Source organism: Thiocapsa imhoffii, assembly GCF_016583985.1.
Taxonomy (GTDB): domain Bacteria; phylum Pseudomonadota; class Gammaproteobacteria; order Chromatiales; family Chromatiaceae; genus Thiocapsa; species Thiocapsa imhoffii.
In genome coordinates, this window is the sequence record NZ_NRSD01000001.1 from 393,720 (window position 1) to 419,934 (window position 26,215).

The 26,215-nt window shown below is 62.7% G+C and carries 23 protein-coding genes and 1 tRNA gene; 18 read left to right on the plus strand and 6 right to left on the minus strand.

The window, feature by feature from the left end; translation table 11 throughout:
* Window positions 1-129 precede the first annotated feature (129 nt).
* Window positions 130-1,362, minus strand: coding sequence for an exo-beta-N-acetylmuramidase NamZ family protein (locus CKO25_RS01730; RefSeq protein ID WP_338115043.1), 1,233 nt, complete (start codon window positions 1,360-1,362; stop codon window positions 130-132).
* Between the two features lie 149 nt (window positions 1,363-1,511).
* On the opposite strand from CKO25_RS01730, the gene queA reads away from it, so the two are divergent.
* The 7 genes from queA to CKO25_RS01765 all read left to right on the plus strand — a co-directional run bounded on the left by queA (window position 1,512) and on the right by CKO25_RS01765 (window position 8,985).
* Complete coding sequence (gene queA, locus CKO25_RS01735; protein WP_200386156.1) at window positions 1,512-2,540, plus strand: tRNA preQ1(34) S-adenosylmethionine ribosyltransferase-isomerase QueA; 1,029 nt, start codon at window positions 1,512-1,514, stop codon at window positions 2,538-2,540.
* 220 nt (window positions 2,541-2,760) lie between these two features.
* The gene (locus tag CKO25_RS01740; protein ID WP_200386157.1) at window positions 2,761-3,165 is read left to right on the plus strand and encodes an H-NS family nucleoid-associated regulatory protein; all 405 of its coding nucleotides are present in this window, start codon (window positions 2,761-2,763) and stop codon (window positions 3,163-3,165) included.
* A 349-nt stretch (window positions 3,166-3,514) separates the two neighbouring features.
* Window positions 3,515-4,783, plus strand: coding sequence for a DEAD/DEAH box helicase (locus CKO25_RS01745; RefSeq protein WP_200386158.1), 1,269 nt, complete (start codon window positions 3,515-3,517; stop codon window positions 4,781-4,783).
* Between the two features lie 191 nt (window positions 4,784-4,974).
* Window positions 4,975-5,247, plus strand: coding sequence for an RNA-binding regulator (gene rbp, locus CKO25_RS01750; RefSeq protein ID WP_200386340.1), 273 nt, complete (start codon window positions 4,975-4,977; stop codon window positions 5,245-5,247).
* Window positions 5,248-5,363: 116 nt separating this feature from the next.
* On the plus strand, window positions 5,364-7,205 hold the full coding sequence (locus CKO25_RS01755) for a M61 family metallopeptidase (RefSeq protein WP_200386159.1): 1,842 nt from the start codon (window positions 5,364-5,366) through the stop codon (window positions 7,203-7,205).
* Entirely contained in the window at window positions 7,184-8,221 is a 1,038-nt protein-coding gene (locus CKO25_RS01760; RefSeq protein ID WP_242467272.1) for a biotin--[acetyl-CoA-carboxylase] ligase, read from the plus strand. Before CKO25_RS01755 ends, CKO25_RS01760 begins: the two co-directional genes overlap by 22 nt.
* Window positions 8,218-8,985 carry a type III pantothenate kinase gene (locus CKO25_RS01765; RefSeq protein WP_338115044.1) on the plus strand — a complete coding sequence of 256 codons (768 nt, stop codon included), beginning with the start codon at window positions 8,218-8,220 and terminating at the stop codon, window positions 8,983-8,985. The genes CKO25_RS01760 and CKO25_RS01765 overlap by 4 nt, the downstream gene beginning before the upstream one ends.
* Window positions 8,986-9,051: 66 nt before the next feature.
* Here CKO25_RS01765 and CKO25_RS01770 read toward each other — a convergent pair.
* The 3 genes from CKO25_RS01770 to CKO25_RS01780 all read right to left on the minus strand — a co-directional run bounded on the left by CKO25_RS01770 (window position 9,052) and on the right by CKO25_RS01780 (window position 10,797).
* Window positions 9,052-9,128, minus strand: a tRNA-Arg gene (locus tag CKO25_RS01770).
* 148 nt (window positions 9,129-9,276) lie between these two features.
* Window positions 9,277-9,564 carry a hypothetical protein gene (locus CKO25_RS01775; protein ID WP_200386160.1) on the minus strand — a complete coding sequence of 96 codons (288 nt, stop codon included), beginning with the start codon at window positions 9,562-9,564 and terminating at the stop codon, window positions 9,277-9,279.
* Between the two features lie 24 nt (window positions 9,565-9,588).
* Window positions 9,589-10,797 (minus strand): geranylgeranyl diphosphate reductase, encoded by a 1,209-nt coding sequence (locus tag CKO25_RS01780; protein ID WP_200386161.1) that lies wholly within the window; start codon window positions 10,795-10,797, stop codon window positions 9,589-9,591.
* A gap of 117 nt (window positions 10,798-10,914) precedes the next feature.
* Between CKO25_RS01780 and CKO25_RS21535 the strand changes: the two genes are divergently transcribed.
* The gene (locus CKO25_RS21535; RefSeq protein WP_276568995.1) at window positions 10,915-11,046 is read left to right on the plus strand and encodes a hypothetical protein; all 132 of its coding nucleotides are present in this window, start codon (window positions 10,915-10,917) and stop codon (window positions 11,044-11,046) included.
* Between the two features lie 8 nt (window positions 11,047-11,054).
* Here CKO25_RS21535 and chlG read toward each other — a convergent pair whose 3' ends face one another.
* Together chlG and ppsR are read right to left on the minus strand one after the other, a co-directional pair.
* Entirely contained in the window at window positions 11,055-11,963 is a 909-nt protein-coding gene (gene chlG / locus CKO25_RS01785) for a chlorophyll synthase ChlG (RefSeq protein ID WP_200386162.1), read from the minus strand.
* A gap of 5 nt (window positions 11,964-11,968) precedes the next feature.
* Entirely contained in the window at window positions 11,969-13,393 is a 1,425-nt protein-coding gene (gene ppsR / locus CKO25_RS01790) for a transcriptional regulator PpsR (RefSeq protein ID WP_338115045.1), read from the minus strand.
* Window positions 13,394-14,014: 621 nt separating this feature from the next.
* Here ppsR and bchF point away from each other — a divergent pair.
* The 10 genes from bchF (at window position 14,015) to puhE (ending at window position 26,098) form a co-directional block, all read left to right on the plus strand.
* Window positions 14,015-14,494: a 2-vinyl bacteriochlorophyllide hydratase gene (gene bchF, locus CKO25_RS01795; RefSeq protein WP_200386164.1), complete on the plus strand. Its 480-nt coding sequence runs from the start codon at window positions 14,015-14,017 to the stop codon at window positions 14,492-14,494.
* Window positions 14,491-15,777, plus strand: a complete 1,287-nt coding sequence (locus tag CKO25_RS01800; protein ID WP_200386165.1) for a ferredoxin:protochlorophyllide reductase (ATP-dependent) subunit N — start codon at window positions 14,491-14,493, stop codon at window positions 15,775-15,777. Before bchF ends, CKO25_RS01800 begins: the two co-directional genes overlap by 4 nt.
* Window positions 15,778-15,781: 4 nt before the next feature.
* Window positions 15,782-17,359 carry a ferredoxin:protochlorophyllide reductase (ATP-dependent) subunit B gene (gene bchB / locus CKO25_RS01805; RefSeq protein WP_200386166.1) on the plus strand — a complete coding sequence of 526 codons (1,578 nt, stop codon included), beginning with the start codon at window positions 15,782-15,784 and terminating at the stop codon, window positions 17,357-17,359.
* On the plus strand, window positions 17,334-21,071 hold the full coding sequence (locus CKO25_RS01810; RefSeq protein ID WP_200386167.1) for a magnesium chelatase subunit H: 3,738 nt from the start codon (window positions 17,334-17,336) through the stop codon (window positions 21,069-21,071). Before bchB ends, CKO25_RS01810 begins: the two co-directional genes overlap by 26 nt.
* A complete protein-coding gene (gene bchL, locus CKO25_RS01815; RefSeq protein WP_200386168.1) occupies window positions 21,068-21,979 on the plus strand; it encodes a ferredoxin:protochlorophyllide reductase (ATP-dependent) iron-sulfur ATP-binding protein in 912 nt (303 codons plus the stop codon). Before CKO25_RS01810 ends, bchL begins: the two co-directional genes overlap by 4 nt.
* Window positions 21,979-22,680: a magnesium protoporphyrin IX methyltransferase gene (gene bchM, locus CKO25_RS01820; protein ID WP_200386169.1), complete on the plus strand. Its 702-nt coding sequence runs from the start codon at window positions 21,979-21,981 to the stop codon at window positions 22,678-22,680. The genes bchL and bchM overlap by 1 nt, the downstream gene beginning before the upstream one ends.
* 275 nt (window positions 22,681-22,955) lie before the next feature.
* Window positions 22,956-23,723, plus strand: coding sequence for a photosynthetic reaction center subunit H (gene puhA, locus CKO25_RS01825; protein WP_200386170.1), 768 nt, complete (start codon window positions 22,956-22,958; stop codon window positions 23,721-23,723).
* Window positions 23,720-24,382: a photosynthetic complex putative assembly protein PuhB gene (gene puhB / locus CKO25_RS01830; RefSeq protein WP_200386171.1), complete on the plus strand. Its 663-nt coding sequence runs from the start codon at window positions 23,720-23,722 to the stop codon at window positions 24,380-24,382. The genes puhA and puhB overlap by 4 nt, the downstream gene beginning before the upstream one ends.
* Window positions 24,383-24,437: 55 nt before the next feature.
* Window positions 24,438-24,896 (plus strand): photosynthetic complex assembly protein PuhC, encoded by a 459-nt coding sequence (gene puhC / locus CKO25_RS01835; protein ID WP_242467333.1) that lies wholly within the window; start codon window positions 24,438-24,440, stop codon window positions 24,894-24,896.
* A 281-nt stretch (window positions 24,897-25,177) separates the two neighbouring features.
* Window positions 25,178-26,098, plus strand: a complete 921-nt coding sequence (puhE, locus tag CKO25_RS01840; protein ID WP_200386173.1) for a putative photosynthetic complex assembly protein PuhE — start codon at window positions 25,178-25,180, stop codon at window positions 26,096-26,098.
* The last annotated feature ends 117 nt before the right edge of the window (window positions 26,099-26,215 follow it).

The following is a 26,215-nucleotide window of genomic DNA, read 5'->3' on the forward strand; positions in this document are numbered from 1 at the left end:
TTGTCACTCCGTTGGGGTCAATTCGAGTCCTGGCAACGGTACCCTGGAGTCGGCAAGGCCGCAAGCGCCAGCATCTGTGTTCGCCGCCCGCGCCAGCGGGGCGCCATGCACAATATAAGTTGATAGGGTTCAAGAGTCTGGGGTCGGTGCGACCCCGTCGGCGTAGAGTTGACACCCCGCGCGTGAGTCGAACCACTGGAGCTCGTCGTCTTGCAGCCGTTGCTCGAGGTCATTTGGCGTCGCCTCCGAGTCATCAACCCAATGACGGAGGACGGTCCCTCCTGAGAGCAGATCGATCGCCAGACGCTCGGTTTCATACTCGTAATGAAAGTCGCGCCAGAGTGGATAATCTGGGCGTTCCAGTCGGACGCACTTGAGCGCGAGCGCGATGAGACGATAGGGCTTGAAGCGATCATGGCGATAGTCGCGCTGATCGGTGTGGATCTGCAACCCGCTACAGAGTGTCCCCTGATGTTTGTGGAAGGTGGGCTCGAACCAGCAGGGACGGATCAGCGCGCCCTCCATCCAGGTCGGACAGAGCCGTTGCATGCGCGTGATGATGCGTTCGAAGTCCAGGTCGGGTGCCCCAAGCACTTCCAAGGGCACGGTCGTTCCACGCCCTTCCGAGAGCGTCGTGCCTTCGAGCAGGACGGTCCCGGCGAAGCAACGCGCCATATTCAGGCTCGAGGCATTCGGGCTGGGGTTGATCCAGGGTCGTTCCATGATGGGCCAGCCAAAGCCTGGTCCACTCGTGGGGTCGTAACCCGCCATGGGGATCACCCGCAGATCGAGATCGTCGCCGCGATAGTCGGCGAGCCAGCGGGCCAGTTCGCCAAACGTGAGACCGTGCCGCATCAGGATGGGCGCGGCGCCCACGAAGCTCTCCCAGCCGGGCTCCAGCAGGCTGCCCTCGCATGGGCGTCCGGCAGGATTCGGACGATCGAGAACATAGAGCGTCCGACCGGACCGGGCACAGGCATCGATCAAGTAAGCCAGGGTGGTCACGTAGGTATAGATTCGGGTGCCGATATCCTGGAGATCGATCAAGAGGACATCGAATTGATCCAGCATGGTGTCGGTGGGATAGCGAACCTTCCCATACAAGCTGAAGACCGGGATACCGTAGCGGGGGTCGATGCTGTCTTCGGTTTCAATCATATTGTCCTGCTTCTCGCCACGAACACCATGTTGTGGTCCGAAGACGGCGGTCACCTTGAAGCTTCCCAATGCCATCAAGGCATCTAGACTATGTTGACCCGTCGCCGTACAGGAGGCGGCGTGTCCGAGCAACGCGACCCGGCGGCCATGCAAGGGTTTGCGCAGATCCGGGTCTTCCAATAGACGATCGATGCCGAGTTTCACGAGAATTGACCAAGGTAGTGGCTCCAATCGCGCAAGGATAACCGAAGATACCTGACGCGACGGTGTTATCATCATCGGCTGGCCGATTGAGTCGTGTGTGATCACATGGCAAGCCGCTTCCATTGTCACCGGAATTGGTTGGACAACCCATGCGTCTCAGTGACTTTCACTATGATCTTCCGCCCGAGTTGATTGCACAACGACCACTTCCCGAGCGCAGCGCCTCGCGTCTGCTCGCAGTCCTGCGTGCTCGCGATGGTGGATACGAGCGTCAGGATCTGCTCTTCACTGATTTACCAGCCTTACTGAGGGCGGGCGATCTGTTGGTGTTCAACAATACCCGTGTGATGCGTGCGCGCCTATTCGGTCGCAAGGCAACGGGCGGGCGGGTTGAGATCCTGATCGAGCGGCTGCGAGGGCCGCGTGAGGCGTTGGCCCAGGTGAAAGCGAGCAAAGCCTTACAACCCAGAGCGTTTATCTTGCTCAATGATGGCGAGCGGCTCGAAGTGAGCGGGCGCGAGGGTCGATTCTATGTTTTGACCTCGGCGCGGATGGAATTCGATGAACTGATGTCCCAACAAGGGCATTTGCCACTTCCGCCCTATATTACCCGCTTGGATGATGCTGGTGATGAGGAGCGCTATCAGACGGTTTATGCGCGCCAAAGCGGGGCGGTGGCGGCACCCACGGCCGGGTTGCATTTCGATGCGGCCCTACTCGAGCGTTTGCGGGCGCTGGGTGTTGACCGGGCGGAGGTGACCCTGCATGTTGGCGCGGGGACATTTCAACCCGTCCAGGTTGAGGAGATCGATCGACATCAGATGCATGCCGAATGGCTGGAAGTCGACGAGGCGGTTTGCCGTCAGGTCCAGGCGACACGCGCCGCGGGCGGTCGGGTGATCGCCGTCGGGACCACGACGGTGCGCAGTTTGGAGTCCGCGGCACGCGATGGTGTGCTGAAGCCCTTCCGAGGTGATAGTCGCCTATTCATTCGTCCTGGTGATCCTTTCCATGTCGTGGATGCCATGATTACCAACTTCCATTTACCAGGATCAACCTTACTCATGCTGGTGTCTGCGTTTGTTGGTCATGAGGTCGCCATGGCCGCCTATCGCCACGCCGTCGTATCGCGATATCGATTCTTCAGTTATGGCGACGCCACCTTTCTGACGCGCTAGCAGGTTGGCCGCAAGCGCTTATCCTGTGGGCATCTCATACTGATCGGTGATGTCGGGATTGTGACTGCATTTAGACAATCAGTCAGGGGATCGCGCATGCGATTCATTCGACTTGACAATCATTCCAAATCGAATAAATTAGCCGCATTCAGCTGATGGTGCGAACCATCTCGATGGTTGCAATCAGGATTCATCACGGAATCCCTGGAGACTCGACCCTGTGGATAATGCGAAACTGACTCTAGAAGAAATCGAACAACAGCTTACGGACATCAAGAATAAAGAGTCCGAACTCCAGCGGATGCTCATCGCCCGCCGCGAAGAGCAAAAGGCTGAAGTCGCAGAGCAAATCAGAGATCTGATCGCGGAACATGGTTACAAGATCGCGGAAATCTTGCCCTTGATTGAGAACAAGCGTAAACGGGGAGGCAGCCCGGTTCGTGCGGAGAGTGGTGAACGTCAATATACGCGCTATATCGACCCTCAAAATCCGGACAACGTCTATGTCCGAGGTGTCCTGCCGGGATGGATGAAGACCCAGATGACGGAGCAGGGTTATGATCCGGCATCGAAGGCCGATCGTGAGGCCTTCAAGGCGAATTATCTTCAGTCGGTTCGTGGCTAGAGTGTGCTGCTCCTGGCTGTTCGCCCGCCCTCAAGCGGGCCCACGTGAAGGAGGTGCTGGCGTTCATCCGGTGCGTGACATTCGAGTCTCGTCCCCGCGGTGGGCGGTCGTCTGGCTATCCCTGGAGGCTCGAACCCCCAGGCTAGCAGAAGACCAGCGGCCGCCTCTTGATCTCGGATGCTCGCTTTCATCGCACGCTTTGCGTACAATGGTAATCCACGAGACTGCGGTCGAGACCTTGATCCGCAGTTGATGACCTCGCCAAACGAGACACCATCCTCGATTGTCTCACATCGCCTCGGGCCAGCCCCGCGTCAGTGTGTCGTCCCGGCTGGCTTCAGGAGTTTTCATGACATTCGATTCGCTCGGCCTCGAGGCCGAACTGTTGCGCGCAGTCGCGACTGAGCGCTATACGCGCCCGACCCCGATTCAACGCCAGGCCATCCCGGAAATTCTGGCCGGCCACGATCTTCTCGCCGGGGCACAAACCGGCACCGGCAAGACGGCGGCTTTCGTTCTGCCCGTGTTACAGCGTCTTTCCAAGCTCGGACATCCACAACGCCAACCGCGCGCCCTCATTCTGACGCCGACCCGTGAGCTTGCAGCGCAAGTCGGTGAACGGGTCCGAGCCTATGGCGTCCATCTCCCTCTGCGCTCGACGGTGATCTACGGTGGTGTCGGGATGCAGCCCCAGGTCAACGCACTCCAACGGGGCGTGGATCTTTTGATCGCGACCCCCGGACGCTTGCTCGACCATGTCGGTCGGCACACGGCGGACCTGTCGCGCGTAGAGATCCTGATCCTTGACGAAGCCGATCGCATGCTCGATATGGGCTTCATCCATGACATCCGGCGGATCCTGCAGTTGCTCCCCAAGCAGCGGCAAAACTTGCTGTTCTCGGCAACCTATACGGATGAGATTCGGCGTTTGGCCGAGGGTTTGCTGCAACGGCCCAAACAGATCGAAGTGGCGCGTCGCAATGCGACAGCCGATATGGTGACGCAGTCCGCCCATCCCGTTGACAAGGCGCGCAAACGCGATTTGCTGGCGCACCTCTTTCAGCGCGAGGGCTGGCACCAGGTTCTGGTGTTCACCCGCACCAAGGCAGGCGCGAACCGACTGGTCGAGCACCTAGGTCGCGAGGGGATCTCGGCAGCGGCGATCCATGGGAACAAGAGCCAAACGGCGCGCACGCGTGCCCTCGATGACTTCAAACGTGGGAGTGTCCGGGCCCTTGTGGCTACTGATATCGCCGCACGCGGCCTGGACATCGTCAATTTGCCTCAGGTGGTGAACTTCGAGCTGCCGAACGTGGCCGAAGACTATGTTCATCGGATTGGTCGCACGGGTCGAGCGGGCGCGGGCGGGCGGGCACTCTCACTCGTCAGCCATGATGAGCGGAAACTGCTCGAGGGGATTCAGCGTTTGCTGCGTCGCGAGATCGCGATCTCCCCTGTGGTGGGCTTCGAGCCCTCCCTCACCCCGCCGCCGAGCGAGCCCGATCCGAGCCTTGGGGCGCACCGTGGTGCGCGCGGCACGAAGCGACGCAGTCCCGCGGGTCCGGTTCGGCATATGGGGCAGCGATCGTCCCGAGACGGCCAACGGCGTGCGAGCTGAACCCTTGGGCCCCTCCGCTCGCGCGGGACCTTGCGCACCGAGGGAAATGAATGCCAGTGGTGCCTGACCTGGCAAGCCCTCAGCGACTTCGTTCCCAGCGGTTGGGAACAAAGACGGTCGAATCAGTTGCGATTTGATGACTCGACCGTTCTCACTCTCTCTTCAATTCGCATCCATGGAACTCCTGAATGATGAATATTTACGTTGGCAACCTGGCCTACGGTGTCACCCAAGACGAGCTACGGAACGCATTCGCTAACTTTGGCGAAATCTCGAGCGTGAACTTGATCACGGACAAGTTTACCGGCGAGTCCAAGGGTTTCGGCTTTGTTGAAATGCCGAACAACTCCGAAGCCGATGCTGCCATCAAAGGTTTGAACGAAACGGCACTGAAAGGCCGTAACATCAAGGTCAATCAGGCCAAGCCACGTGGCGAGCGTCCCTCACGCGGACCCCGCTGGTAAGATGACGCCGGCCTCGGGGCCCCGGCCCCGAGGCCGATGCGTAGTCAAAACTGCATGACCTGCTGCCGCGTGAATGCGAACGCGGTCAAGACCCACTCTTTCTCAAGATCGCCACGATGTCGTGTGATCTCCGCTATCGCGTCTCCCCTGCTGACCCCCACGCTCACCTGTTTGATATCCTGATCGAGATCGAGGGTCTCTCTGTCCCTCGGTTGGTCTTGGCCATGCCGGCTTGGATCCCAGGCAGCTATATGATTCGCGATTTTGCGCGCAATGTCGTGATGTTCGAGGTCACGGATGCCAGCGGAACCCCGCTCGCTGTCGTGAAGCGCGACAAACAGACCTGGACGTGTCCCGTGACGCCAGGTCGAATGCACGTGCGCTATCGCGTCTATGCGTGGGAACTGGGCGTGCGCTCCGCGCATCTCGATGCCACCCATGCGGCCTTCAATGGTGCAAATCTCCTAATGCGTGTCCAAGGCTGCGAGGATGTCCCGTGTGTCTTGGACTTGCCGGCCCCGAGCGAACCCGGCACCACCGCTTGGCGTGTGGCGACGAGCCTGCTGCCGGTGACGATCGATGCGCGCGGCTTTGGCTCCTATCAGGCAGAGAATTATGCCGATCTGATTGATCATCCGGTCGAAATCGGTGTGTTCGACGAGGGTTCGTTCCGCGTGGCTGGCGTGCCGCACCGCATAGCGCTCAGCGGGCGTCATCATGGTGAGATGAAACGGCTCGAAGAGGATCTGGCGCGAATCTGCGCCGAGCATGTTGCACTGTTCGGTACCTTGCCGCTGGACCGCTATCTGTTTCTGATCACGGCGGTTGGCGAGGGCTACGGTGGCTTGGAGCATCGCTACTCAACAAGCCTCCTGTGCGCCCGCGAGGATCTCCCGCACCGAGCGGATCAAGGGCGCAGCGACGGTTACATCCGCCTGCTCGGGCTTTGTAGCCATGAGTATTTCCACCTTTGGAACGTCAAGCGGATTTGTCCTGAGGCGCTCTTGCGCGCTGACCTCAGCCAGGAAGCCCATACGCGCACACTCTGGGCCTTCGAGGGCATCACGTCCTACTACGATGACCTTGCGCTGGTCCGAAGCGGGCGCATCGAAGTCAAGACTTATCTTGGGCTGTGCGCCACGGCGATCACGCGCTTCCTGCGCACACCCGGTCGGCAGTTGCAGACGTTGGCTGAATCCAGTTTCGATACCTGGACGAAGTTCTACAAGCAGGATGAGAATGCGCCGAACGCCATCGTGAGCTATTACCTTAAGGGGGCCATCGTTGCCCTGGTGCTGGATCTGACGATCCGTGCGGGCACGCGCGACATCCGCTCATTGGACGATGTCATGCGCGAACTCTGGCAACGCCACGGCTGCACAGGACTCGGGGTCGGTGAGCGCGCAATCGAGGCCATAGCCGGTGAGGTCTCGGGATTGGACTTAGAGGCATTTTTCAACAGGGCGTTGGATGAGACCGAGGACTTCGAACTCGCTCAACCCTTGCGCCATGTCGGGATCGCGATGCGATTGCGCCCGGGCAAGGGGGCGCGGGATCTAGGCGGTTTCGTCGAGCGCTTCGAGCCTGTTCAATCCCGGCTCACGCTCGACATCCGGCTGCGACCCGGGACGAACGATGCCATCCTGCAGCACGTCATCCAGGGCGGAGCGGGGGAGCGTGCTGGACTCGCCCCGGGGGATCAGGTGGTCGCGGTCGATGGTCTGCGTGCGAACAGCGAAAACGTCGAGCGGCTCATCGAACGCGCCGCGAGTGCGTCGGGCGTCCTGTTGCATCTGTTTCGACGCGACGAGTTGCTCCAGATCCGGGTGGCCCCCCTTCCCGCGCGTCCCGATACCTGTGAGCTCGCCTTCATGGAATCCTTGCCCGAATGGGAGACGGATCCTCAAATCGAGCGACGGATCGAGGCGCGCGCGAAATGGTTAGCGAGCCTCGTTTGAGTCTATTCGAGTCCGCTGATGGGTCTCTTGCCATCGCGCTCGCGCGACGCATGGCTGACGGCGAGCCGCATGATCCCCGGGCGCTGGCTCAGACCCTCAATGTCACGATCACGGCGCTTGAGCAGGCACTGAAGGGTCTGGGATCCCAACTGGGCCTGCAGCTGATCGCGGTGCCCGGCGGCGGTTATCGCCTTGCCCATCCGATCGAACTGCTGGATGCCGGCCACATCATGCGCTGTTTATCGCCGCGCTGTGCCACGGCGATTCCCCGCCTCGAAATCCACGATCAACTCGATTCGACGAACCGCTATCTGATGCGCTCCCAGTCGCACGGGGCGCTGAGTCGGACCGTCTGTCTCGCAGAGTACCAGCGTGCTGGCCGTGGTCGGTTGGGGCGCCGCTGGATATCGCCCTATGGCGCGAATCTGTATCTCTCCCTCCTGTGGCACCACCAGCTGCCCGCAGCGGCGCTCAGTGGCGTGAGTCTGGTGGCCGGTGCCGTGGTGGCGGATCGATTGTCTCGCGCCGGCGTGACGGAGATGGCCCTGAAATGGCCTAACGATCTGCTGTGGCGGCGGCGGAAGCTCGGTGGCATCCTCATTGAAACCACAACCGGGACGGGTGCGGCGCCTGCGGTGGTCTTGGGTGTTGGCCTGAATGTGCAGATGGACCCAAGCCTGGGGGCCGAGATTGATCAGCCCTGGGTCGATCTGTGCGAAGCACTCGGTGTCGGGCGTGTTGCACGCAATCTGCTCGCGGCACAACTGATCGAGGCCCTAGTTGAAGGTCTGGAGCGGTTTGAGCGTGATGGTCTTGCGCCCTTCATCGAACTCTGGAACGCCTTCGATTGCTTTCATGGCGAGACGGCCGTCTTGTCCCAGGGTGGGCAGGTGACTGAGGGTGTGCTGAACGGGCTCGCTCCAAGCGGGGCACTGCGGCTCAGGACGGCGGATGGCGAGCGACTGTACCATGCCGGTGAGGTGAGCCTCAGGACCCGCGGAGAGAACGCATCATGATGTTGTTGTTGCTGGATGTCGGAAACACCAACCTGTGCTGGACCAGGGCCACGTCCGACGGCGCGACCGCCAGGCTCTCAAGCGTGCAACGGGTGCGCCACGGCGGCGCCATCCCGCTTGATCTGCTGGCGGAGTGGGAAGGATACGAGGTGCCAGAGCGCGTCATCCTGAGTCATGTGGGGGACCCTGGCGTGGTGGCGGCGCTCACCCGGGTCGTGATGGCCCTCTGGGGCGTGCGGATCGAGTTCGTTCGGACGCGGGCGCGGTTCGGAGCGGTCCGCATCGCTTATGGCGAGCCGGCGCGGTTTGGCGTCGATCGCTGGTTGGCCTTGGTGGCCGCCCATGCACTGGAACAGCGCGCGACACTGATCGTCGATGCCGGAAGTGCCGCCACCTTCGACCTGCTGCTGGCGGATGGTCGTCACCTCGGAGGTCTCATCTTGCCGGGGGTTGAGATGATGCGCCAGAGTCTCCTAGCCGGAACCCAAATCCCGCGGATCGCCGGGGAGCCGGCCGAGCTGACCTGGGCACAGGATACCGGCTCCGCCGTCGCGGCTGGCAGCCTCCTGGCGATTTCCGCCCTCGCTAGCCGACTCTACGATCGGTTGCGCGAGGAGGTCGGGGCGGAGCCGAAACTGCTCTTGACGGGGGGCGATGCCGAGCGGGTGCAGCCTGCGATCGAGCGGCCTTGCGAGGTGCGGGAAGACCTCGTGCTGCGCGGTCTCCTCCAGGTTGCCCTCGATGAGACGGCGACGCTTGACTAAACGGGATCAGGACCGTCCCGGTTATGACGCTCGTACTCGGTTGACTCAAGGTGTGATGCAGCGAGATGGTGCCCTCGACAGGATTTGAACCTGTGACCTACCGCTTAGGAGGCGATCGCTCTATCCAACTGAGCTACGAGGGCAGCGAAGGGGCCGGTTGGCGATTGGCCATGAGCGCGTGCGATTGCAACACGACACGACTGGACTAGTGTACCCCAGCAGGTCGTTCCAGGCATGGCCTTCTGCTCCACCGAGATTGGCCTGATACCGGGCGATTGAACCATGAGGTGTTTAAGGTCGATCGCCGCGGGAGCCACGGCGCCAACGCATGATGAGATCAGCCAGGTGGGCGATCAAGGCTAGGGTCAGCCACAGTGCGATCCACTCCCAGCCCGCATGCTGCAAAGCGGCTCGCAGTGCCAGCAAGAGGAAGGCACCCGCCAGGAGCAGGCCGATGAGTTCGCGACCGGCAACGCCTTGCCCGGTCAGGCGATGCCAGAGCCACAGCCCAGCGCCCTCGACCAAGACCAACACCAGGATGAAGTCGACGAGCCGGGCGCTCGTTACCAAGTCCTCCATGGCAGCATCCGCTCGACGGCCTGCTCAGGAGCGCGCGGAGACGAGTCCGAACAGGTGGGCCATATCCTTCATGAAAATCCGCAGATGCGCGCCTGGCCGGGCTCGCACGAGGCGTTTGTTCATGTAGGCCTCCCAGGTCAGATACTGAACATCCGGGTCACGGCACATGCTCACGAATCGTTCGCGTCGTTTGTCGCTCGCGTACCAGAAATGTTGCATTATCCCGAGGACCCAGAAGACCTTGCCGTGCGCCTTCATAAACCGCTTGCGCGCGCTTTTCAGCGCACTGGCGTCGCCGGTGGTCAGAAAGGTGTCGACCGCATCGCCCGCGAGCCGACCACCAACGAGCGCGTAATAGATGCCCTCGCCGGATGCCGGCGCAACGACGCCCGCCGCATCCCCGGCGAGTAGCAGGTCGCGACCATTGTCCCACCGCCGCATCGGCTTCAAGGGGATGGGGGCCCCCTCACGACGCAGTGTCTCGGCGTCAGCGAGGCCCGCGCGGCGACGCAGTTCCGCGGTTGCCGAGCGGAGTGAAAACCCTTCCACGGCCGTGCCAACCCCCACGCTCGTCGTCTCGCCGTGGGGAAAGACCCAGCCATAGAAATCGGGTGAGATATCACCCTGGTAGTAGACGTCACAGCGGCTGCCGTCAAAGTCCGCAATGCCGCCGTTCGGGGGGGTGCGTACGATCTCGTGGTACGCCGCCACGTATTTGATTTTGTCGGCTCCCGGCACGCATTGTTTGCCAACGGTTGAGTGCGCGCCATCGGCACCGATCACGGCGCGCGCGCGGACCTGTTCGCTCGGGCTGTCATTGCGGCCCACTCCCGGGCGATAACGGATGATGGCGACCCCGTCCTGATCGCGCTCAAGGCGCTCGAAGGTGCCGGTCCGACGTTCCGCGCCCGCTTGAGCGGCGCGCTCGCGCAACCATTCGTCGAAATGTTCGCGATCGACCATGCCGACGTAACCACCGTTGATCGGCATGTCGACCCGTTGCTCGGATGGCGACACCATGCGCGCCGAGTTGACCTGATTGGCCAGCATCGACTCCGGGATGTCGAATTCGCGCATCGCTTGGGGCGGAATGGCGCCGCCGCAGGGTTTGATCCGCCCCCCACGATCGAGCAAGAGGACGCGGCGACCGCGCGCGGCGAGATCGGTTGCGGCCGTGGCGCCGGCGGGTCCACCGCCCACCACGACAACGTCGAAGGTATCAAGTTTGGTCATGGTGTGTTGGCCCTCAGCCGGGGTCATGCAGAGCAGTGTGTTGATCGGACGCCTCGGATCGAGACGCGCAGGTGTTGACGACGACATCCTTGTGGTGCTCGATCCTGATGTTACCGCATGGACTGCACATTCTGGATCCTCATCATCCAAGCACGGCGGCAACTTCGTCCAGACCCGTTCGACGGGGGGATCACGGTGTTCGATCGCCTAGAGAGCCGGGCGCCCGTGCCGGAGCGAACCACGCCATGACGCCGTGCTCAGCCCATCAGTGCCCGCACGGCGAACGCACTGATCATCATCCCGGTGACATAGACGCTGACACCGAGGCCGCTGAACCAGGTCGCGCGCTCCAGCGGGCTGCGCAGGAACCGCACCATGAGCGCGACTTGGATCAAGAGCACGATGGTGACCGCGATCCCGTGAGCGGGCTTGTCCCAGGCGAATAGGAAGGCGATCACGACGACCTGGGGCAAGGCCATCACGAGACTGGCCAGCCGGGCCGCGCCATCAACCCCCAATTGCACCGGGAGTGAGCGGACGCCCATTTGCCGATCACCCTCGATCGCTTTGAAATCATTCAGGGTCATGATTCCATGTGCGCCAATGCTGTAGAGCACGGCGAGCACCAGGATGCGCCAATCGGGCATCGCCCCGCCGAGCATCACCGCGGCCCCAGTGACCCAGGCGAGTCCCTCATAGGAGAAGCCAACCGCCAGATTCCCCCACCAGCCGTTGCCTTTGAGACGAAACGGTGGCGCGCTGTAGGCCCAAGCCAGGGCCATTCCAAGCAATGCCGCCCCGAAGACCCATGGCCCCAGGAACCAGGCCAACACCAGTGAGACCGTCGTCCAGATGAGGGCAAGATAGAGTCCCCAGCGTCCTGGGATGCGGCCGGAGGGGATCGGTCGATTGGGTTCATTGATCGCGTCGACATGGCGGTCGAACCAGTCGTTCACGACCTGGCTTGTTCCGCACATCAGGGGGCCGGCGAGCAGGACACCAGCGAGCAGCAGCCACCATTGCTGCAGGATCAGGGCGCCCGAGGACACGACACCGCAGGCGAACGCCCACATCGGCGGGAACCAGGTGATCGGGTGCGAGACCTCGAGAATGGCGGAGGGGGATAGCCTTGCGGGCGCGGCCGCAGCAGTCGGGCTCGGATTCATGCGGCTCACTTTTCGTCTGTCACAGTGGGGTCTGGGGTTTGATCAGAGATCCCGTAGCGGTCGATTTTGACGTATAGACTTTGACGGCTCAACCCCAGAAGCTCGGCGGCCGATGCGCGATTGTCGCCCGTCAGTTTCAGCGCGGCCTCGATGCATAGACGCTCGATGGTATCAGTTGATTCGCGCACCAGATCCTTCAGCGGCACGCGCCCGACTCGGTCGGTGAGTTGGTCGAGCCACCGGGGTTGCTCGGGACTCGAGGGCTGCTCGGCATTCAGGCGCCGCCCCACGTCACGAATGAAGAAACCGAAATAGGGGCGCTCGCCACTGCGCACCGCGGCCGCGGAGATCTCAACGTCCGTCGTCGAGCCGTATTCGCCGCGCAGGGTGGTGGCGAACAGCCGGACCGTATCATGTTGCCGCAGATTCGCCATCAGGACGTTCAGGTCGACCCCTGGGCGACCGAGCCAGCGATCTAAGGACTCGCCACGCGCCTGCTGCTCGGCGGCAATCTCGGTCAAGGCAAGGAAGGTATTGTTGGCGCTGAGAATGCGCCCCTCGGCGTCCGTGATCACGACACAGTCGGGGGCATTCTCGAGGACGCGCAGATAGCGCGCCCGATTCTCTGGCAAGGAGGCGCCGCTGGTTTCCGCGCGCAGGGGGGACAACCGCACCAGTAGGAACGACAGGTTCTCTTGTCGCAGCAATGAGGCGGACACCAGGAATTCCTGCAGCCCATCGGCAAGCTTGGCGCGCACGTCATCGGCGCGTCCGGCGGCGCGCACGCCAGCGAGGAGGCTATTGATCGCCTGCGTACCGTCGGTGTCGAAGCCTTCGGGAAAGGGTCTTCCGATCACGCGCGTGGGCGATTCGCCCAGGAGTTGACCCGCGGCCGGGTTGGCCTCGACGACCCGCTGGGTTGGGGCGTCGATGATCAGGATCGCTTCGGAGACCATCCGAAAGAGCAGGCGATAACGGGTCTCGACCTGGCGAAACCGCCAGTAATCCCGTTCCAGTGCCTGCTGTGCGTCAACCAGTTGTTGCTGCAAGGCAGCCATACCCTGAAGATTCCGGCCCATGGCCATGACGTTCGCGCCAACCCGCAGCGCGCGGTATTGGATGAGGATCTCGGAGCCGCGTACCGAAGGGTGGGTGACTTGGCGCCAGCGCGTGAGCTCTTCCGTGGTGGCTTCGTCCAACAAGGCTTCCACATTGGGGCGGCTCTCCGGGAGAACCGTGGTGAGCCAGGAGTGTCCAACCCAGTCCTGACTGAACTCATGCGAGAGATCCTCGCTGCCGAACGAGATGTCACGAACGATCCCGCTGGGGTCGATCACCAAGGCGATATCGGTCGCGCCCTCGACCAACGCCGTTGCGGCCGTGGCGTCAAGCGTACCGAGCATACGTTGTGGGGTTCTGAACGGACTCACGGCGACCGGACCCTCCCTTAAGACTCGAAGGCGTGCCCTAGCGACCCGAACGAGAGGTCGGCGGTGAGCGCGCTGAGAACGGTACGGCTCGTTGCGCTGTCCAGTCGCTGTGGGCGCCATCGGACTGCGGCGCGTCGTCTGGCGCGCTCGACATAGCCGTTAGGTTCACCGACGCCCTGCGAAATGGCGATGATCACGAAAGACTCTATTGCTCGTGCGCTGTGCGCTCTACTCTCGGGCTGGACAGCACGAAGGTCACCAGGCAGGGGCTGCGTCGAGGCGCTCGCGTAGGCGATCCTGACGAGCGACGTCGAGCTGCTGACTCTGAGTACTGCCGTTGTGCGAAGACCAAGTCGATGTTGTGCATCCTCGTCAGGACCCGGGCGTTGCGCGGGTCGAGGCATCGCTGCTGGGGAGGCCAGTGCACCCGTGTCGGGCTCGCTACCTTATTGTGATGCCTGGATCGGGGTTGTCAAGTCAGGTTTACGTAAAGTTTGGTTGACGCACCCGGGAAAGCAGACTAGATTCGTTGTATGTTGAAGCAAGACGTCGGATCATAACGTGGTTGGTGATCCCGGGCGGATCTTGACTTGGCCAAAGAACTAATTGAGTGTCCTGCGCATGCAAGCGTCACAGCCCAAACCTCTCTACACGCCGGAAGAACGCCGCCGCCGTGATCAGACCCCGTGGACCCTGGTTCAGGGGATCCTTGCGCCCGTGCAGTTCCTGATTTTTTTAGTCAGTCTCTACCTCGTCCTGCACTATCTGGTCACCGGGGAGGGTGCCTTCGCGGCCACCGTCTCGATCGTCATCAAGACCCTGGTCCTCTACGCGATCATGATTACGGGCGCGATCTGGGAGCGCGTCGTCTTTGGCCAGTATCTCTTCGCGCCGGTGTTCTTCTGGGAGGATGTCTTCAGTATGCTGGTGCTCGCCTTGCATACGGCCTATCTGATTGCCCTGGCCACGGCCGCGCTCGATACACAGGCCCTGATGTGGCTCGCGCTCGCGGCCTACGCGGCCTATGTCATCAATGCCGCACAGTTCCTGATCAAGCTGCGCGCGGCGCGACGTCAAGAGCACGCCGGGGCGTCCGCATGACGGTGGACGCGAATCCGGTGGATGCGCCAAGCGGCCCAGGTCCACGCTTGCCGGTGATGCGTGAGCGTGGGCAACGGCAAGTCTTCTGCGGGCTGGCCGGTATCGTCTGGCTGCACCGCAAGATCCAGGATGCCTTCTTCCTGGTCGTCGGCTCGCGGACGTGCGCGCACCTGCTGCAGTCGGCCGCCGGCGTCATGATCTTCGCCGAGCCGCGTTTCGCCACCGCGATCCTCCACGAACGGGACCTCGCCGGCCTGGCCGACTGCAACCAAGAGCTCGACCGAATCGTCGCTGAACTGCTCGGGCGGCGTCCCGACATCGGAACCCTGTTCTTGGTGGGGTCGTGCCCCTCCGAGGTGATCAAGTTGGATCTCGCCAAGGCGGCGGAGCGGCTCTCCGCGGCGTATCACGGACGGGTCCGGATCCTGGACTATTCGGCCAGTGGCCTCGAGACCACCTTCACCCAGGGTGAGGATGCCTGCCTCAGGGCGCTGGTGCCCGAGCTTCCGTCCCTGCCCGATGGGGCACGGTCGCTCCTCGTCGTCGGTACCTTGCCGGATGTCGTCGAGGATCAATTCGCCCGGCTGTTCGCCGAACTCGGGATCAGTCCGGTGCATTTCCTGCCGCCGCGCCACACCAGCGCCTTTCCTCCTCTAGGCAGCGGAACGCTGGTGTTGTTGGCCCAGCCGTTCGTGGGCGACACTGCCCGTGCTTGCCAAGCGCGTGGCGCGCGGATTCTGCAAGCCCCGTACCCGTTCGGGGTCGAGGGCACCCTGGCTTGGTTGCGTGCGGCGGCTCAGGCTTGGGGGATCGACGAGGAGGTCGTCACGGCCGTGACGGCGCCGGCGATCACGCGCGCCGAGCGCGGGCTTGCGCACCATCGCTCCGAACTCGCGGGCAAGCGCATCAGTTTCCTGCCCGATTCGCAGCTCGAGATTCCGCTGGCTCGCTTTCTTCAACGCGAATGTGGCATGACTCTGGTCGAGGTTGGGACACCGTTTCTCGATCGTCAGTTGATGGCCCAGGAGCTCGACCTCTTGCCGGATTCCGTGCGGCTGAGCGAGGGACAGGACTTGGAGCGGCAGCTCGACCGCCTGCGCGCCGATCAGCCCGACCTCACGGTCTGTGGGCTCGGCTTGGCCAATCCGCTCGAGGCCGAGGGGTTGCGCACCAAGTGGTCGATCGAATTGGTGTTCTCGCCGGTGCATGGATTTGATCAGGCGGCCGATCTCGCCGAACTCTTCGCGCGACCGCTGCGGCGCGGCGCACTGCTGCGGGTCTAACGCGATGCAGCTCACACTCTGGACCTACGAAGGACCACCACACATCGGCGCGATGCGCGTCGCCGCGTCGCTGGACGGGGTCCACCTCGTTCTGCATGCGCCCCAGGGCGACACCTACGCCGATCTCCTCTTTACCATGATCGCGCGCTCCGAGCGACGTCCGCCGGTGACCTATACCACCTTCCAGGCGCGCGAACTCGGTGGCGACACCGCCGAGCTGGTCAAAGCCAGCGTCAGCGATGCCTACGAGCGCTTCAAACCGCAAGTCCTGATGGTTGGCGAGGCCTGCACCGCCGAGCTGATCCAGGATCAGCCCGGTGCGCTGGCGCGCGGCATGGGGCTGCCGATTCCGGTTCTTTCGCTCGAGCTGCCCGCCTATGCACGCAAGGAGTGTTGGGGCGCCAATGAAACCTTCTATCAGCTGGTGCGCGGTCTCTTGCGCGCGCAGGTCCCGGAGGCGGGACGCAAGCCGGCGCCGCGTCCGGCGGGTCAGCGGCCACGTGCCAATCTGCTCGGCCCCACAGCCCTAGGTTTCCGCTGCCGCGATGATGTGATCGAAGTGCGGCAGTTGCTCGCCGCGATCGGAGTCGATGTGCATGTGGTCGCCCCCTTGGGCGCCAGCGCGCAAGATCTCCTGCGCATTCCCGAAGCAGACTTCAACGTCTGTCTGTATCCTGAGACGGCCGATCAGACCTGTGATTGGCTGGAGCGGATGTTTGGCATGCCGACCGTGAAGACGGTCCCGATCGGAATCGGCGCGACGCGCGACTTTCTCGATGAGGTGGGTCGGGTTACTGGAATCGATGTCGCTCATGCCAAGGCGCCGAATTCGTCTAGAATGCCCTGGTATTCGCGCTCGGTGGATTCGACCTACCTGACCGGTAAGCGAGTGTTCATCTTCGGCGATGCGACCCATGCCGTTGCCGCAGCGCGGATCTGCGCCGAGGAGCTTGGCTTCACCATCGTCGGCCTTGGGACCTATGCCCGTGAATTCGCACGCGACGTGCGCGAGTGCGCGCGGCGCTATGGGGTGGACCCCCTGATCACGGACGACTATCTTGAGGTCGAGGCGCGTGCCGCACAGTTGCAACCCGAGCTGATGTTGGGCACGCAAATGGAACGGCACATCGCGAAACGCCTAGGCGTTCCATGCGCCGTGATCTCGGCGCCGGTGCATGTGCAGGATTTCCCCGCACGCTATGCACCGCAGATGGGGTTCGAGGGCGCGAATGTCATCTTTGATACGTGGGTACACCCGTTGATGATGGGGCTTGAGGAACACCTCATCACCATGTTTCGGGAGGATTTTGAGTTTCATGATGCGGCGACGCCGTCGCATCTTGGCTCAGGAGCCGGGCGTGACCGGCCGTCGGCGATCGAGACCGGACCGACGGTCACACCCGCTGAAGCCAGCCATTCAGACATCAGGTGGGCAGCGGAAGCCGAACAGGAGCTGAAAAAGATCCCTTTCTTCGTGCGCGGCAAGGCGCGTCGGAATACCGAGCGCTTCGCGGAGGAACAGGGCATCCAGACCATCACTGTGGAGACGCTCTACGATGCCAAAGCGCACTTCGGCCGCTGACAACAAGCGCGCCTCGACGACTGATATCACCCCGGTTCGCGTCGTCATCGTGAACCTCGACGGGCATCTCGCCGGAACCACCGAGCGGGCCCGCCCCTCCCTGCAGCGCGACCTGCCCGGACTGCAACTTTCGCTGCACGCCGCCACGGAATGGGCCGAGTCTCCGGAGTCCCTTGAGCGATGCCTTGAGGACATCGCCCGGGGCGACATCATCATGATCACCATGCTGGTGATGGAGGAGCATTTCAAACCCATCCTGCCCGCGCTGGCGGCACGCCGGGATGCATGCGATGCCATGATCGTGTGCATGTCCGCCGGTGAGCTCATGAAGATGACGCGCATGGGTGGGTTCAAGATGGACGGCTCTCCAGGCGGCCCCATGGCGCTGCTCAAGCGCCTGCGCGGGAGCAAGGAGAAGAAGCAGAGCGCGGGCGCGCAACAGATGTCGATGCTCCGGCGCATCCCCAAGCTGCTGCGGTTCATCCCAGGGACCGCGCAAGACGTGCGAGCCTATTTTCTCACGCTCCAGTATTGGTTGGCGGGTTCCGACGAAAATCTCGGCAACATGATCCGGTTCCTCGTCGATCGCTACGCGGACGGTCCGCGTCGTCATCTGCGTGGGACGATCAAAGCCGCCCCGCCGGTCGAGTACCCGGAGGTCGGTCTCTATCATCCCAAGCTCAAAGGCCGCATCACCGAGGATCTGAACGCGCTGCCGGCGCTCTCGGCTCGTCCCAACGGACGGGTTGGGCTGTTGCTGATGCGCTCCTATGTGCTGGCTGGCAATGCGTCTCACTACAACGGCGTGATCGAGGCCCTGGAGGCGCGCGGGCTGCAGGTGGTCCCAGCGTTCGCGAGCGGTCTGGATGCGCGTCCCGCGATCGAGCGTTTCTTCCTCAAAGACGGTCGCGCCACGGTCGATGCCGTGATCTCGCTGACCGGTTTTTCCTTAGTCGGTGGTCCGGCTTATAACGACTCGAAAGCGGCCGAGGAGATCCTGTCGAAACTCGATGTGCCCTATCTCTCAACACTCGCGGTCGAGTTCCAATGCGTCGATCAATGGGAAAGCTCGAGCCAGGGGTTGCTCCCGGTTGAGGCAACCATGATGGTCGCGATCCCGGAACTCGATGGGGCGACCGGCTCGATCGTCTATGGCGGGCGCAGCGGCAGTGGTTCCAGCGAAGGCGGACGTGACATGCAGTCACACGCCGAGCGGGCGCGACGTCTGGCCGATCGCGTCGAACGACTCGTCCGGTTGCGCCGCACCAAACGTGCCGAACGCAAGGTCGCGGTGGTTCTGTTCAACTTCCCGCCCAATGCCGGCAACACCGGCACGGCCGCCTATCTGTCGGTCTTCGCCTCCCTGTTCCATACCCTGCGGCGGATGCAGGCGGAGGGCTATACCGTCGAGTTGCCCGCCGACGTCGATGCACTGCGAGAGCGGATCATCAATGGGAATGCCGGACGCTACGGGGCGCATGCCAACGTTCATGTCCGCATTCCGGTCGATGACCATGTGCGCCGGGAACCCTGGCTGTCCGAGATTGAGGCGCAATGGGGTGCCGCGCCCGGCAAGCAGCAGACCGACGGTGCTTCGCTGTTCGTGCTCGGTGCCCAATTCGGTCATGTCTTCGTGGGCATTCAGCCGGCTTTTGGTTACGAAGGGGATCCAATGCGACTCCTCTTCGAGAAAGGGTTCACGCCCACGCATGCGTTCACGGCCTTCTATCGTTGGATTCGCGACGATTTCGGCGCCCATGCCGTGCTGCACTTCGGCACCCACGGGGCGCTCGAATTCATGCCAGGAAAGCAGGCCGGACTCTCTGGCGCTTGCTGGCCGGATCGTCTGATCACGGATCTGCCAAACATCTATCTCTACGCCTCGAACAACCCCTCCGAGGGCACGATTGCCAAACGGCGCGCCGCGGCAACCCTGATCAGCTACATCACGCCCCCCATCGCCCATGCGGGTCTGTACAAGGGGTTGATCGATCTGAAGTCAACCATGGAGCGCTGGCGTGGCTTGCCGCCCGGTGAGGATGACGAGCGGGCCGAGCTGGCGGTGCTGATCCAGGCGCAGGCGGCGGAACTCGAGTTGGCTGAATTGGAACCGGCCTGGGGCGGGGATGTCGAGGCGCGCATCGCCAAGCTCAATGACCAGGTCCTGGAGCTCGAGTACACCCTGATTCCACATGGGCTCCATGTCGTCGGTGAGGCGCCGAGTGAAGCGGAGCGACTCGATCTATTGCTCGCGGTGGCCGAGGCGTCAAAGGATCTGCACCCGGCCCGTGAGGCAGTGGCCGCGCTGGTCGCTGGCAAAAGCCCCGAGAAAGCGCTCAAGGCCGGCGGCATGTCCGCGAGCCACGAGCATCTCGAACTCTTTCGTGAGTTGGCCGAGACAGACCGGCTCCTGGTGCAGGATAGTGAGACCCCGGCGCTGCTGCATGCGCTCGACGGTGGATTTATCCGTCCCGCGCCCGGTGGCGACCTGCTCCGGACCCCGGCGATTCTGCCGACCGGTCGTAATCTCCACGGTTTCGATCCCTTCCGGCTGCCGAGCCTCTATGCGATCAAGGACGGGGCACGTCAGGCTCAGCGTCTGATCGACCGCCATCTTGCCGAGGGTAACGGCTTCCCCGAGACGATCGCGTTGGTCCTGTGGGGGACCGACAACCTCAAGACCGAGGGTGGGCCGATCGGGCAGGCGCTAGCATTAATCGGTGCCCGCCCGCGGTTCGACAACTACGGCCGACTCGCGGGCGCGACGCTCATCCCCCTTGAGGAATTGGGGCGAGCGCGGGTCGATGTGGTCATGACCCTCTCCGGGATCTTCCGGGATTTGCTGCCCCTGCAGACACGTCTCCTGGCCGAGGCGGCCTTCCTCGCCGCACAGGCCGATGAGCCCTTGGAGCAGAACTTCATTCGCAAACATGCCCTGGCCTACCAGGAGGCGCAGGGTTGTGATCTGGAGACCGCGGCGTTGCGGGTCTTCAGTAATGCCGATGGGGCCTATGGTGCGAATGTGAACTATCTCGTCGACAGCAGTCGCTGGGACGGCGAGGACGAACTGGCGGAAACCTACACACGCCGCAAGTGCTTCGCCTATGGCCGCTCGGGTCAGCCGATGCGCCAGGCCGAACTGCTGAAGAGTGTGCTGTCCACGGTCCAACTGGCTTACCAGAATCTGGATTCGGTCGAACTGGGTGTGACCACGGTTGACCATTACTTCGACACGCTCGGGGGCATCACCCGCGCCGTCGGTCAGTTCAAGGGGGACGAGGTTCCAGTCTATATCGGAGACCAAACGCGTGGTGATGGGGTGGTCAGGACCCTCGCCGAGCAGGTCGCCCTCGAGACCCGGACCCGCATGCTCAATCCCAAGTGGTACGAGGGCATGCTCAAGCATGGCTACGAAGGGGTGCGTCAGATCGAGGTTCATGTCACGAACACCATGGGATGGTCGGCGACGACAGGTCAGGTGGCGCCCTGGGTCTACCAACAGCTCACCGAGACCTACGTGTTGGATGAGGAGATGCGCAATCGCCTCGCGCAGCTCAACCCCACGGCATCGGCCAAGGTCGCGAATCGCTTGATCGAGGCCCACGAGCGCAACTACTGGTCGCCCGATGCAGCGACGCTTGAGGCGTTGCGACAAGCTGGCGAAGAGCTCGAGGATCGCCTCGAAGGCATCGTCGAGGAGGCTGCCGCGTGACGATTCAACAGCTCCCAGCGGGCCTGTTCGACGAGGCTCCAAAACGTCCGGACGGGGAGGGCAGCGTGCAGGTCCAGCTCGACCCCGACATCCGGATCGATACCGCGAAAGTTTTCGCGGTCTACGGCAAGGGGGGGATCGGCAAGAGTACGACCTCCTCGAATCTGTCCGTGGCCTTCTCAAAGCTAGGCAAACGGGTGTTGCAGATCGGTTGTGATCCCAAGCACGACTCGACCTTCACCCTCACCAAATGCCTGGTGCCAACGGTGATCGACATCCTCGAGTCGGTTGATTTCCACGCCGAGGAGTTGCGCCCGAGCGACTATGTCTACGAGGGCTATAACGGGGTCATGTGCGTGGAGGCCGGAGGCCCGCCCGCGGGGACGGGTTGCGGTGGCTATGTCGTGGGCCAGACCGTGAAGCTTCTCAAGCAGCATCATCTCCTCGAGGACACCGACGTCGTTGTCTTCGACGTCCTTGGCGACGTGGTCTGCGGTGGCTTTGCCGCGCCTCTACAGCATGCCGAACGGGCCTTGATCGTCACGGCCAATGATTTCGACTCGATTTTTGCGATGAACCGAATCGCCGCGGCGATCCAGGCGAAGGCCAAGCACTATGGTGTGCGGATTGGCGGCGTGATCGCCAATCGCAGTGTCAACACCGACGAGATTGATCGGTTCAACAACGCGGTTGGACTGCGGCGACTCGCCCATCTCCCGGATCTCGATGTCATTCGGCGCAGCCGCCTCAAGAAATCGACACTCTTTGAAATGGACGATGCCCCCGGGCTCGACCAGGCACGTGCCGAGTACCTACGGCTTGCCGAGATGCTGTGGGAGGGCGTCGAGGCGCTGGATGCACAGCCGATGCGGGATCGCGATATTTTCGACTTCCTGGGGTTCGATTGATGGCTCATGGTTCGTATCAAGAACGTCGGCAGGCGATCGAGACCTACTTCAATCGCACGGCCGCGGACGCCTGGAAGAAGCTCACCTCCGATGCGAAGGTGAACCCGATCCGTGCGACCGTTCGGGCGGGACGCGACGCGATGCGCGCGACCCTGTTGGACTGGCTGCCGAGCGATTTGACGGGGCAGCGGCTGCTCGACGCCGGCTGCGGAACGGGCGCCCTGGCCATTGCCGCCGCGCGCCGAGGTGCTCAGGTCGTGGCCATTGATGTGGCGCCAACGCTGATCGAGATCGCGCGTGAGCGCACCCCGTCCGACATCGGGCCGGGCTCCGTGCGCTTCGAGGCGGGAGACATGCTGGACCCGGAGTTCGGGCAGTTCGATCACGTGGTCGCGATGGATTCGCTGATCCACTATGTTCCCGCGGATGTCGTGGCGGTGCTGAGCGGTCTCGCGAGTCGCACCAGTGGCTCGATCCTCTTCACCTTTGCGCCGCGCACACCCGCCCTCGCGCTCATGCATGCGGTCGGCCAGTGGTTTCCGCGCGGCAACCGTTCGCCGGCCATCGAACCGGTCGGCGAGCAGACCCTGCGGGCCCTCCTCGCTGAGGAGCCTGGCCTGGCAGGCTGGCGATCCGATCGCACCAAGCGGATCGCGGTGGGTTTCTATACCTCGCAGGCACTCGCGTTGGTGCCGGCGTGAGCAGTCGACCATGCCGTTTTGAGACTGCCGTTCGTGCACTCTGGCGCGCGTTGCCGATCGCTTCGGCACAGCGTCCGGATGCGATTTCGGCCCGGCTTGCGCCGGTCCTTTCACTGGCTAGGGAGTCGTCTATCACATCGAGATCCAGAGCAGCTTTTGCCACGTTGGTCGCCGTTTGTCCGCCCGTCACTCCGACGAGCTGGGTCATCGACGGTCATCGCGCTTCGGTCTAGCCGGCACGTCCGGTTAGCCTTTTGTCCTACGGAGGTCACATCATGTCTGCAGCCATCACCAGCTATATCGACGTCGCGCAGCTCGTTCTCTATGTCTTTTGGTTCTTCTTCGCCGGGCTCATCTTCTATCTCCATCGCGAGAACAAGCGGGAAGGTTATCCGCTGGAATCGACTCGTGGCGGTCGCGTCAAGATCGAAGGTTTCCCGGCAGTGCCGAAGCCCAAGACCTATGTGCTCCCACACAATGGTGGCACCGTCATGGCCCCACGGGTCGAAGCTCCGGAAACCGTCAATGCGACGCCGGCACAACCGTTCTCAGGTGCACCCTTGATCCCCAATGGCGATCCCATGCTGTCCGGCTTTGGGCCAGCGGCATCACCTGATCGCGCGAAGCACCCTGATCTGACGTTCGAAGGCGCTCCGAAGATCGTGCCGATGCGCGTCGCAACCGAATTCTCGATTGCCGAGAAGGATCCCGATCCACGCGGCATGACGGTCATCGGATTCGACGGCGAGGTCGGTGGCACGGTGACGGATGTTTGGGTCGATCGGGCTGAGCCACAGATTCGCTACCTGGAAATGAAGGTCGCGAAGGGTGGCAAGCAAGTCCTGTTGCCGATTAACCTTGCACGCTTCGATAAGAAGAACGGGCAAGTCAAGGTGAAGTCCATCATGGGCAAGCACTTCGTGAATGTCCCGACCTTGGCGAAGCCAGATCAAGTGACCCTCTACGAAGAGGACAAGATCTGCGCCTACTATGCCGGCGGACATTTCTATGCAACAGCCGATCGGTCAGAGCCTCTGCTGTGAAGGAATACGAGTACGAGCCCGTTCGGGGCTTGCCCGAGCATCTTCCTCCTGGTGAGGAGATGCTTTGGCAGGGTGCGCCACGCTGGACGACTCTGGCGCGGCGCGCCTTCCATAGCTGGAAGGTCGCACTCTATTTCGCCCTGATCATCGCCTGGCGGGTGCTGGCGGATCTCGCCGCGGGGCGGGCACTGGCAGAAGTCCTGGCCGGTGCGCTCTGGGTGCTCGTGCTCGGTTTGCTCGCCGTGGGTGGCCTGTCGCTGCTCGCCTGGGCGATGGCACGCGCCACGGTCTATACCATCACGACGCGACGGGTGGTGTTTCGGTTCGGCGTCGCCTTGCAGATGATCGTGAATTTTCCCTTTGCGAAGATCCAGTCGGCCGAGCTGAAACGGCACCTCGACGGCACGGGTGACATCCCGCTGCTGTTGGAACCATCCGAGCGGACGTCTTACATCTTGCTGTGGCCTCATGCTCGTCCCTGGCACTTCCGTCAGCCACAGCCGATGTTGAGGAGTATCCCGGATGTTGCGAAGGTTGCGGAGATCCTCTCGAACGCTCTCAATACCTATAGTTCGGAGACTGAATCCGCTGACGCCGCGGTTGCTGATGTGGCATCCGTGGAAGCCACCGGTGCCAGCGAAGGGACGACGACACCCTGAAGCAAAGGCATCCATTGAAGCCTGATTGATTCCGTGAGGCCGTCCCTTGAGTGACATGCACGATCGCCCCTTCCCGCGGGGCATCCTGATCGCCCTAGCCGCGTTGATCGCGTTCACGGTTCTTGCCGTGGGAATCGCGCGATTGAGTGGTTTCGATCCCAGTCAAGAGCCGCGGTCTCCAGCGACCGTGATGCGCGACGTGCGGTTTGTCGATGCCGATAATGGCTTCCTGCAGGTCTATGATTTCGATACCGGCGAACTTATCGAAGCCATCGAACCCAACGAGGATGGTTTTCTGCGCGGACTCCTGCGAACCCTGCTGCGAGAACGTCGGCTTCATCAAACCGACCTCGATGGCCCCTACCGGGTGAGTCTGCGTGAGAACGGGCACTTCACGATCGAGGATCTCTCGACTGATTTCTACGTTGATCTGAGGCCCTTTGGACGGGACAACGAAGCGGCAATCGGTCGCTTCGTCGCATCGCCCCAGACCTCATCCCAAATGTCACCCTAGCGGTTCGTGACGATCCCACACGCCCGTTGGCGAGTGCCGCCCGCGGCGTCGACGTGGATTGGGCGCAGGTCGGGGCGGGCTCTCTATCCCGACCTGGGCTCTTCACTGTTATCATCCCTCATCCGTGACCTCGTGGTCCGCTGCCGGCGTATTGCGGCAGACCGAGCACGAGCGTCTTGAGGTCCCTGATCCGGCTGCGTGGCCATCCGAGGTGGGCAGGGATGAGCGGCCCCGGGCTGTGACCGGTGGACCAGGATCGGCTGGAGAACAGGGCGCACGTCATGCTCGAATATGCCTTACCCGTCTTCTTTGCGCTCGCGCTCTGGTGGTTCAGTACGGGCGTGGTGCTGTTTCTCGACAACCTGCCAGGCCGGACCTTTGGTTGGACCATGCTGGGCGGGGCCGCGGTGTTGGCGGTCGCGATCTTCGCCGTGGTGGTGGTGAGTCCTGCCCACACGCTCGTTTCGGCCTATATCGGCTTCAGCGCCGGGATCTTGATCTGGGGAGTGCTCGAGATGAGCTACTTCACCGGGCTTCTGACCGGACCGCGCAAGCAGCCCTGTCCGGCGAATTGCGCCTCCTGGAAACGATTCGGACTCGCGATTCTGACGAGCCTTTATCATGAGTTGGCCGTTCTTGCGATGGTGGCGTTCCTCGTCCTGGTGACGTGGAATGAACCCAACCAAGTCGGCACCTGGACCTTCGTCGTTCTCTGGTTGATGCGCTGGAGCGCGAAGCTGAACCTCTTTCTCGGCGTGCCGAATCTCAACGATTGGCTGCCCGATCATCTTGCTTACCTGAAGACCTATATGCCGAAACGGAGCATGAACCTCTTGTTTCCGGTTTCCGTGACCGCCTCGACAGTGGTGGTCGTGATCCTGGTGGCCCAGGCACTGGGGCCCGGCGCGGATCCGTTCCTGGTCGTTGCGCTGTTGTTGGTGGCAACCTTGCTCGCGCTGGGCATCCTGGAGCACTGGTTTCTGGTCTTGCCCTTACCCGACGAGGCCCTGTGGGCCTGGGCCCTGCCACCGCGGGAGACCGAAATCCCGCCCAACCCTGGGCCTGAATCCGCTGCTCCCCCCGACAGTGTGGCCCCACGGCGCACGACGCGCGAGGGCGTCGTGTCAGTGGTGCCATCCCGTTCAGGGGATGCCATGCTGGAGCGCTCGCTTGCCTCGCGCAAGCACTCGAGCGAGGGATGACGAACTGCGGCATGCCGCCCGGGCAGAAGCGATCGCCGATCGTCTCACCAGCACCGTGCTCGCGCTCCGCGGCGGAGGCCTTCGCGAACGGCGGCCGGCAAGTGTCATGAGGTAGTG

Bases quoted from the DNA above. Each gene is read 5' to 3' on its own strand.
- CKO25_RS01800 (WP_200386165.1), top strand. From the start codon at position 14,491: ATGACGGTGGACGCGAATCCGGTGGATGCGCCAAGCGGCCCAGGTCCA.
- CKO25_RS01810 (WP_200386167.1), top strand. From the start codon at position 17,334: ATGCCAAAGCGCACTTCGGCCGCTGACAACAAGCGCGCCTCGACGACT.
- CKO25_RS01755 (WP_200386159.1), top strand. From the start codon at position 5,364: ATGTCGTGTGATCTCCGCTATCGCGTCTCCCCTGCTGACCCCCACGCT.
- chlG (WP_200386162.1), bottom strand. From the start codon at position 11,963: ATGAATCCGAGCCCGACTGCTGCGGCCGCGCCCGCAAGGCTATCCCCC.
- CKO25_RS01765 (WP_338115044.1), top strand. From the start codon at position 8,218: ATGATGTTGTTGTTGCTGGATGTCGGAAACACCAACCTGTGCTGGACC.
- puhA (WP_200386170.1), top strand. From the start codon at position 22,956: ATGTCTGCAGCCATCACCAGCTATATCGACGTCGCGCAGCTCGTTCTC.
- puhC (WP_242467333.1), top strand. From the start codon at position 24,438: ATGCACGATCGCCCCTTCCCGCGGGGCATCCTGATCGCCCTAGCCGCG.
- queA (WP_200386156.1), top strand. From the start codon at position 1,512: ATGCGTCTCAGTGACTTTCACTATGATCTTCCGCCCGAGTTGATTGCA.
- puhE (WP_200386173.1), top strand. From the start codon at position 25,178: ATGCTCGAATATGCCTTACCCGTCTTCTTTGCGCTCGCGCTCTGGTGG.
- bchM (WP_200386169.1), top strand. From the start codon at position 21,979: ATGGCTCATGGTTCGTATCAAGAACGTCGGCAGGCGATCGAGACCTAC.
- bchF (WP_200386164.1), top strand. From the start codon at position 14,015: ATGCAAGCGTCACAGCCCAAACCTCTCTACACGCCGGAAGAACGCCGC.
- bchB (WP_200386166.1), top strand. From the start codon at position 15,782: ATGCAGCTCACACTCTGGACCTACGAAGGACCACCACACATCGGCGCG.
- CKO25_RS01760 (WP_242467272.1), top strand. From the start codon at position 7,184: ATGGTTAGCGAGCCTCGTTTGAGTCTATTCGAGTCCGCTGATGGGTCT.
- rbp (WP_200386340.1), top strand. From the start codon at position 4,975: ATGAATATTTACGTTGGCAACCTGGCCTACGGTGTCACCCAAGACGAG.
- CKO25_RS01780 (WP_200386161.1), bottom strand. From the start codon at position 10,797: ATGACCAAACTTGATACCTTCGACGTTGTCGTGGTGGGCGGTGGACCC.
- CKO25_RS01775 (WP_200386160.1), bottom strand. From the start codon at position 9,564: ATGGAGGACTTGGTAACGAGCGCCCGGCTCGTCGACTTCATCCTGGTG.
- CKO25_RS01745 (WP_200386158.1), top strand. From the start codon at position 3,515: ATGACATTCGATTCGCTCGGCCTCGAGGCCGAACTGTTGCGCGCAGTC.
- CKO25_RS21535 (WP_276568995.1), top strand. From the start codon at position 10,915: ATGGACTGCACATTCTGGATCCTCATCATCCAAGCACGGCGGCAACTT.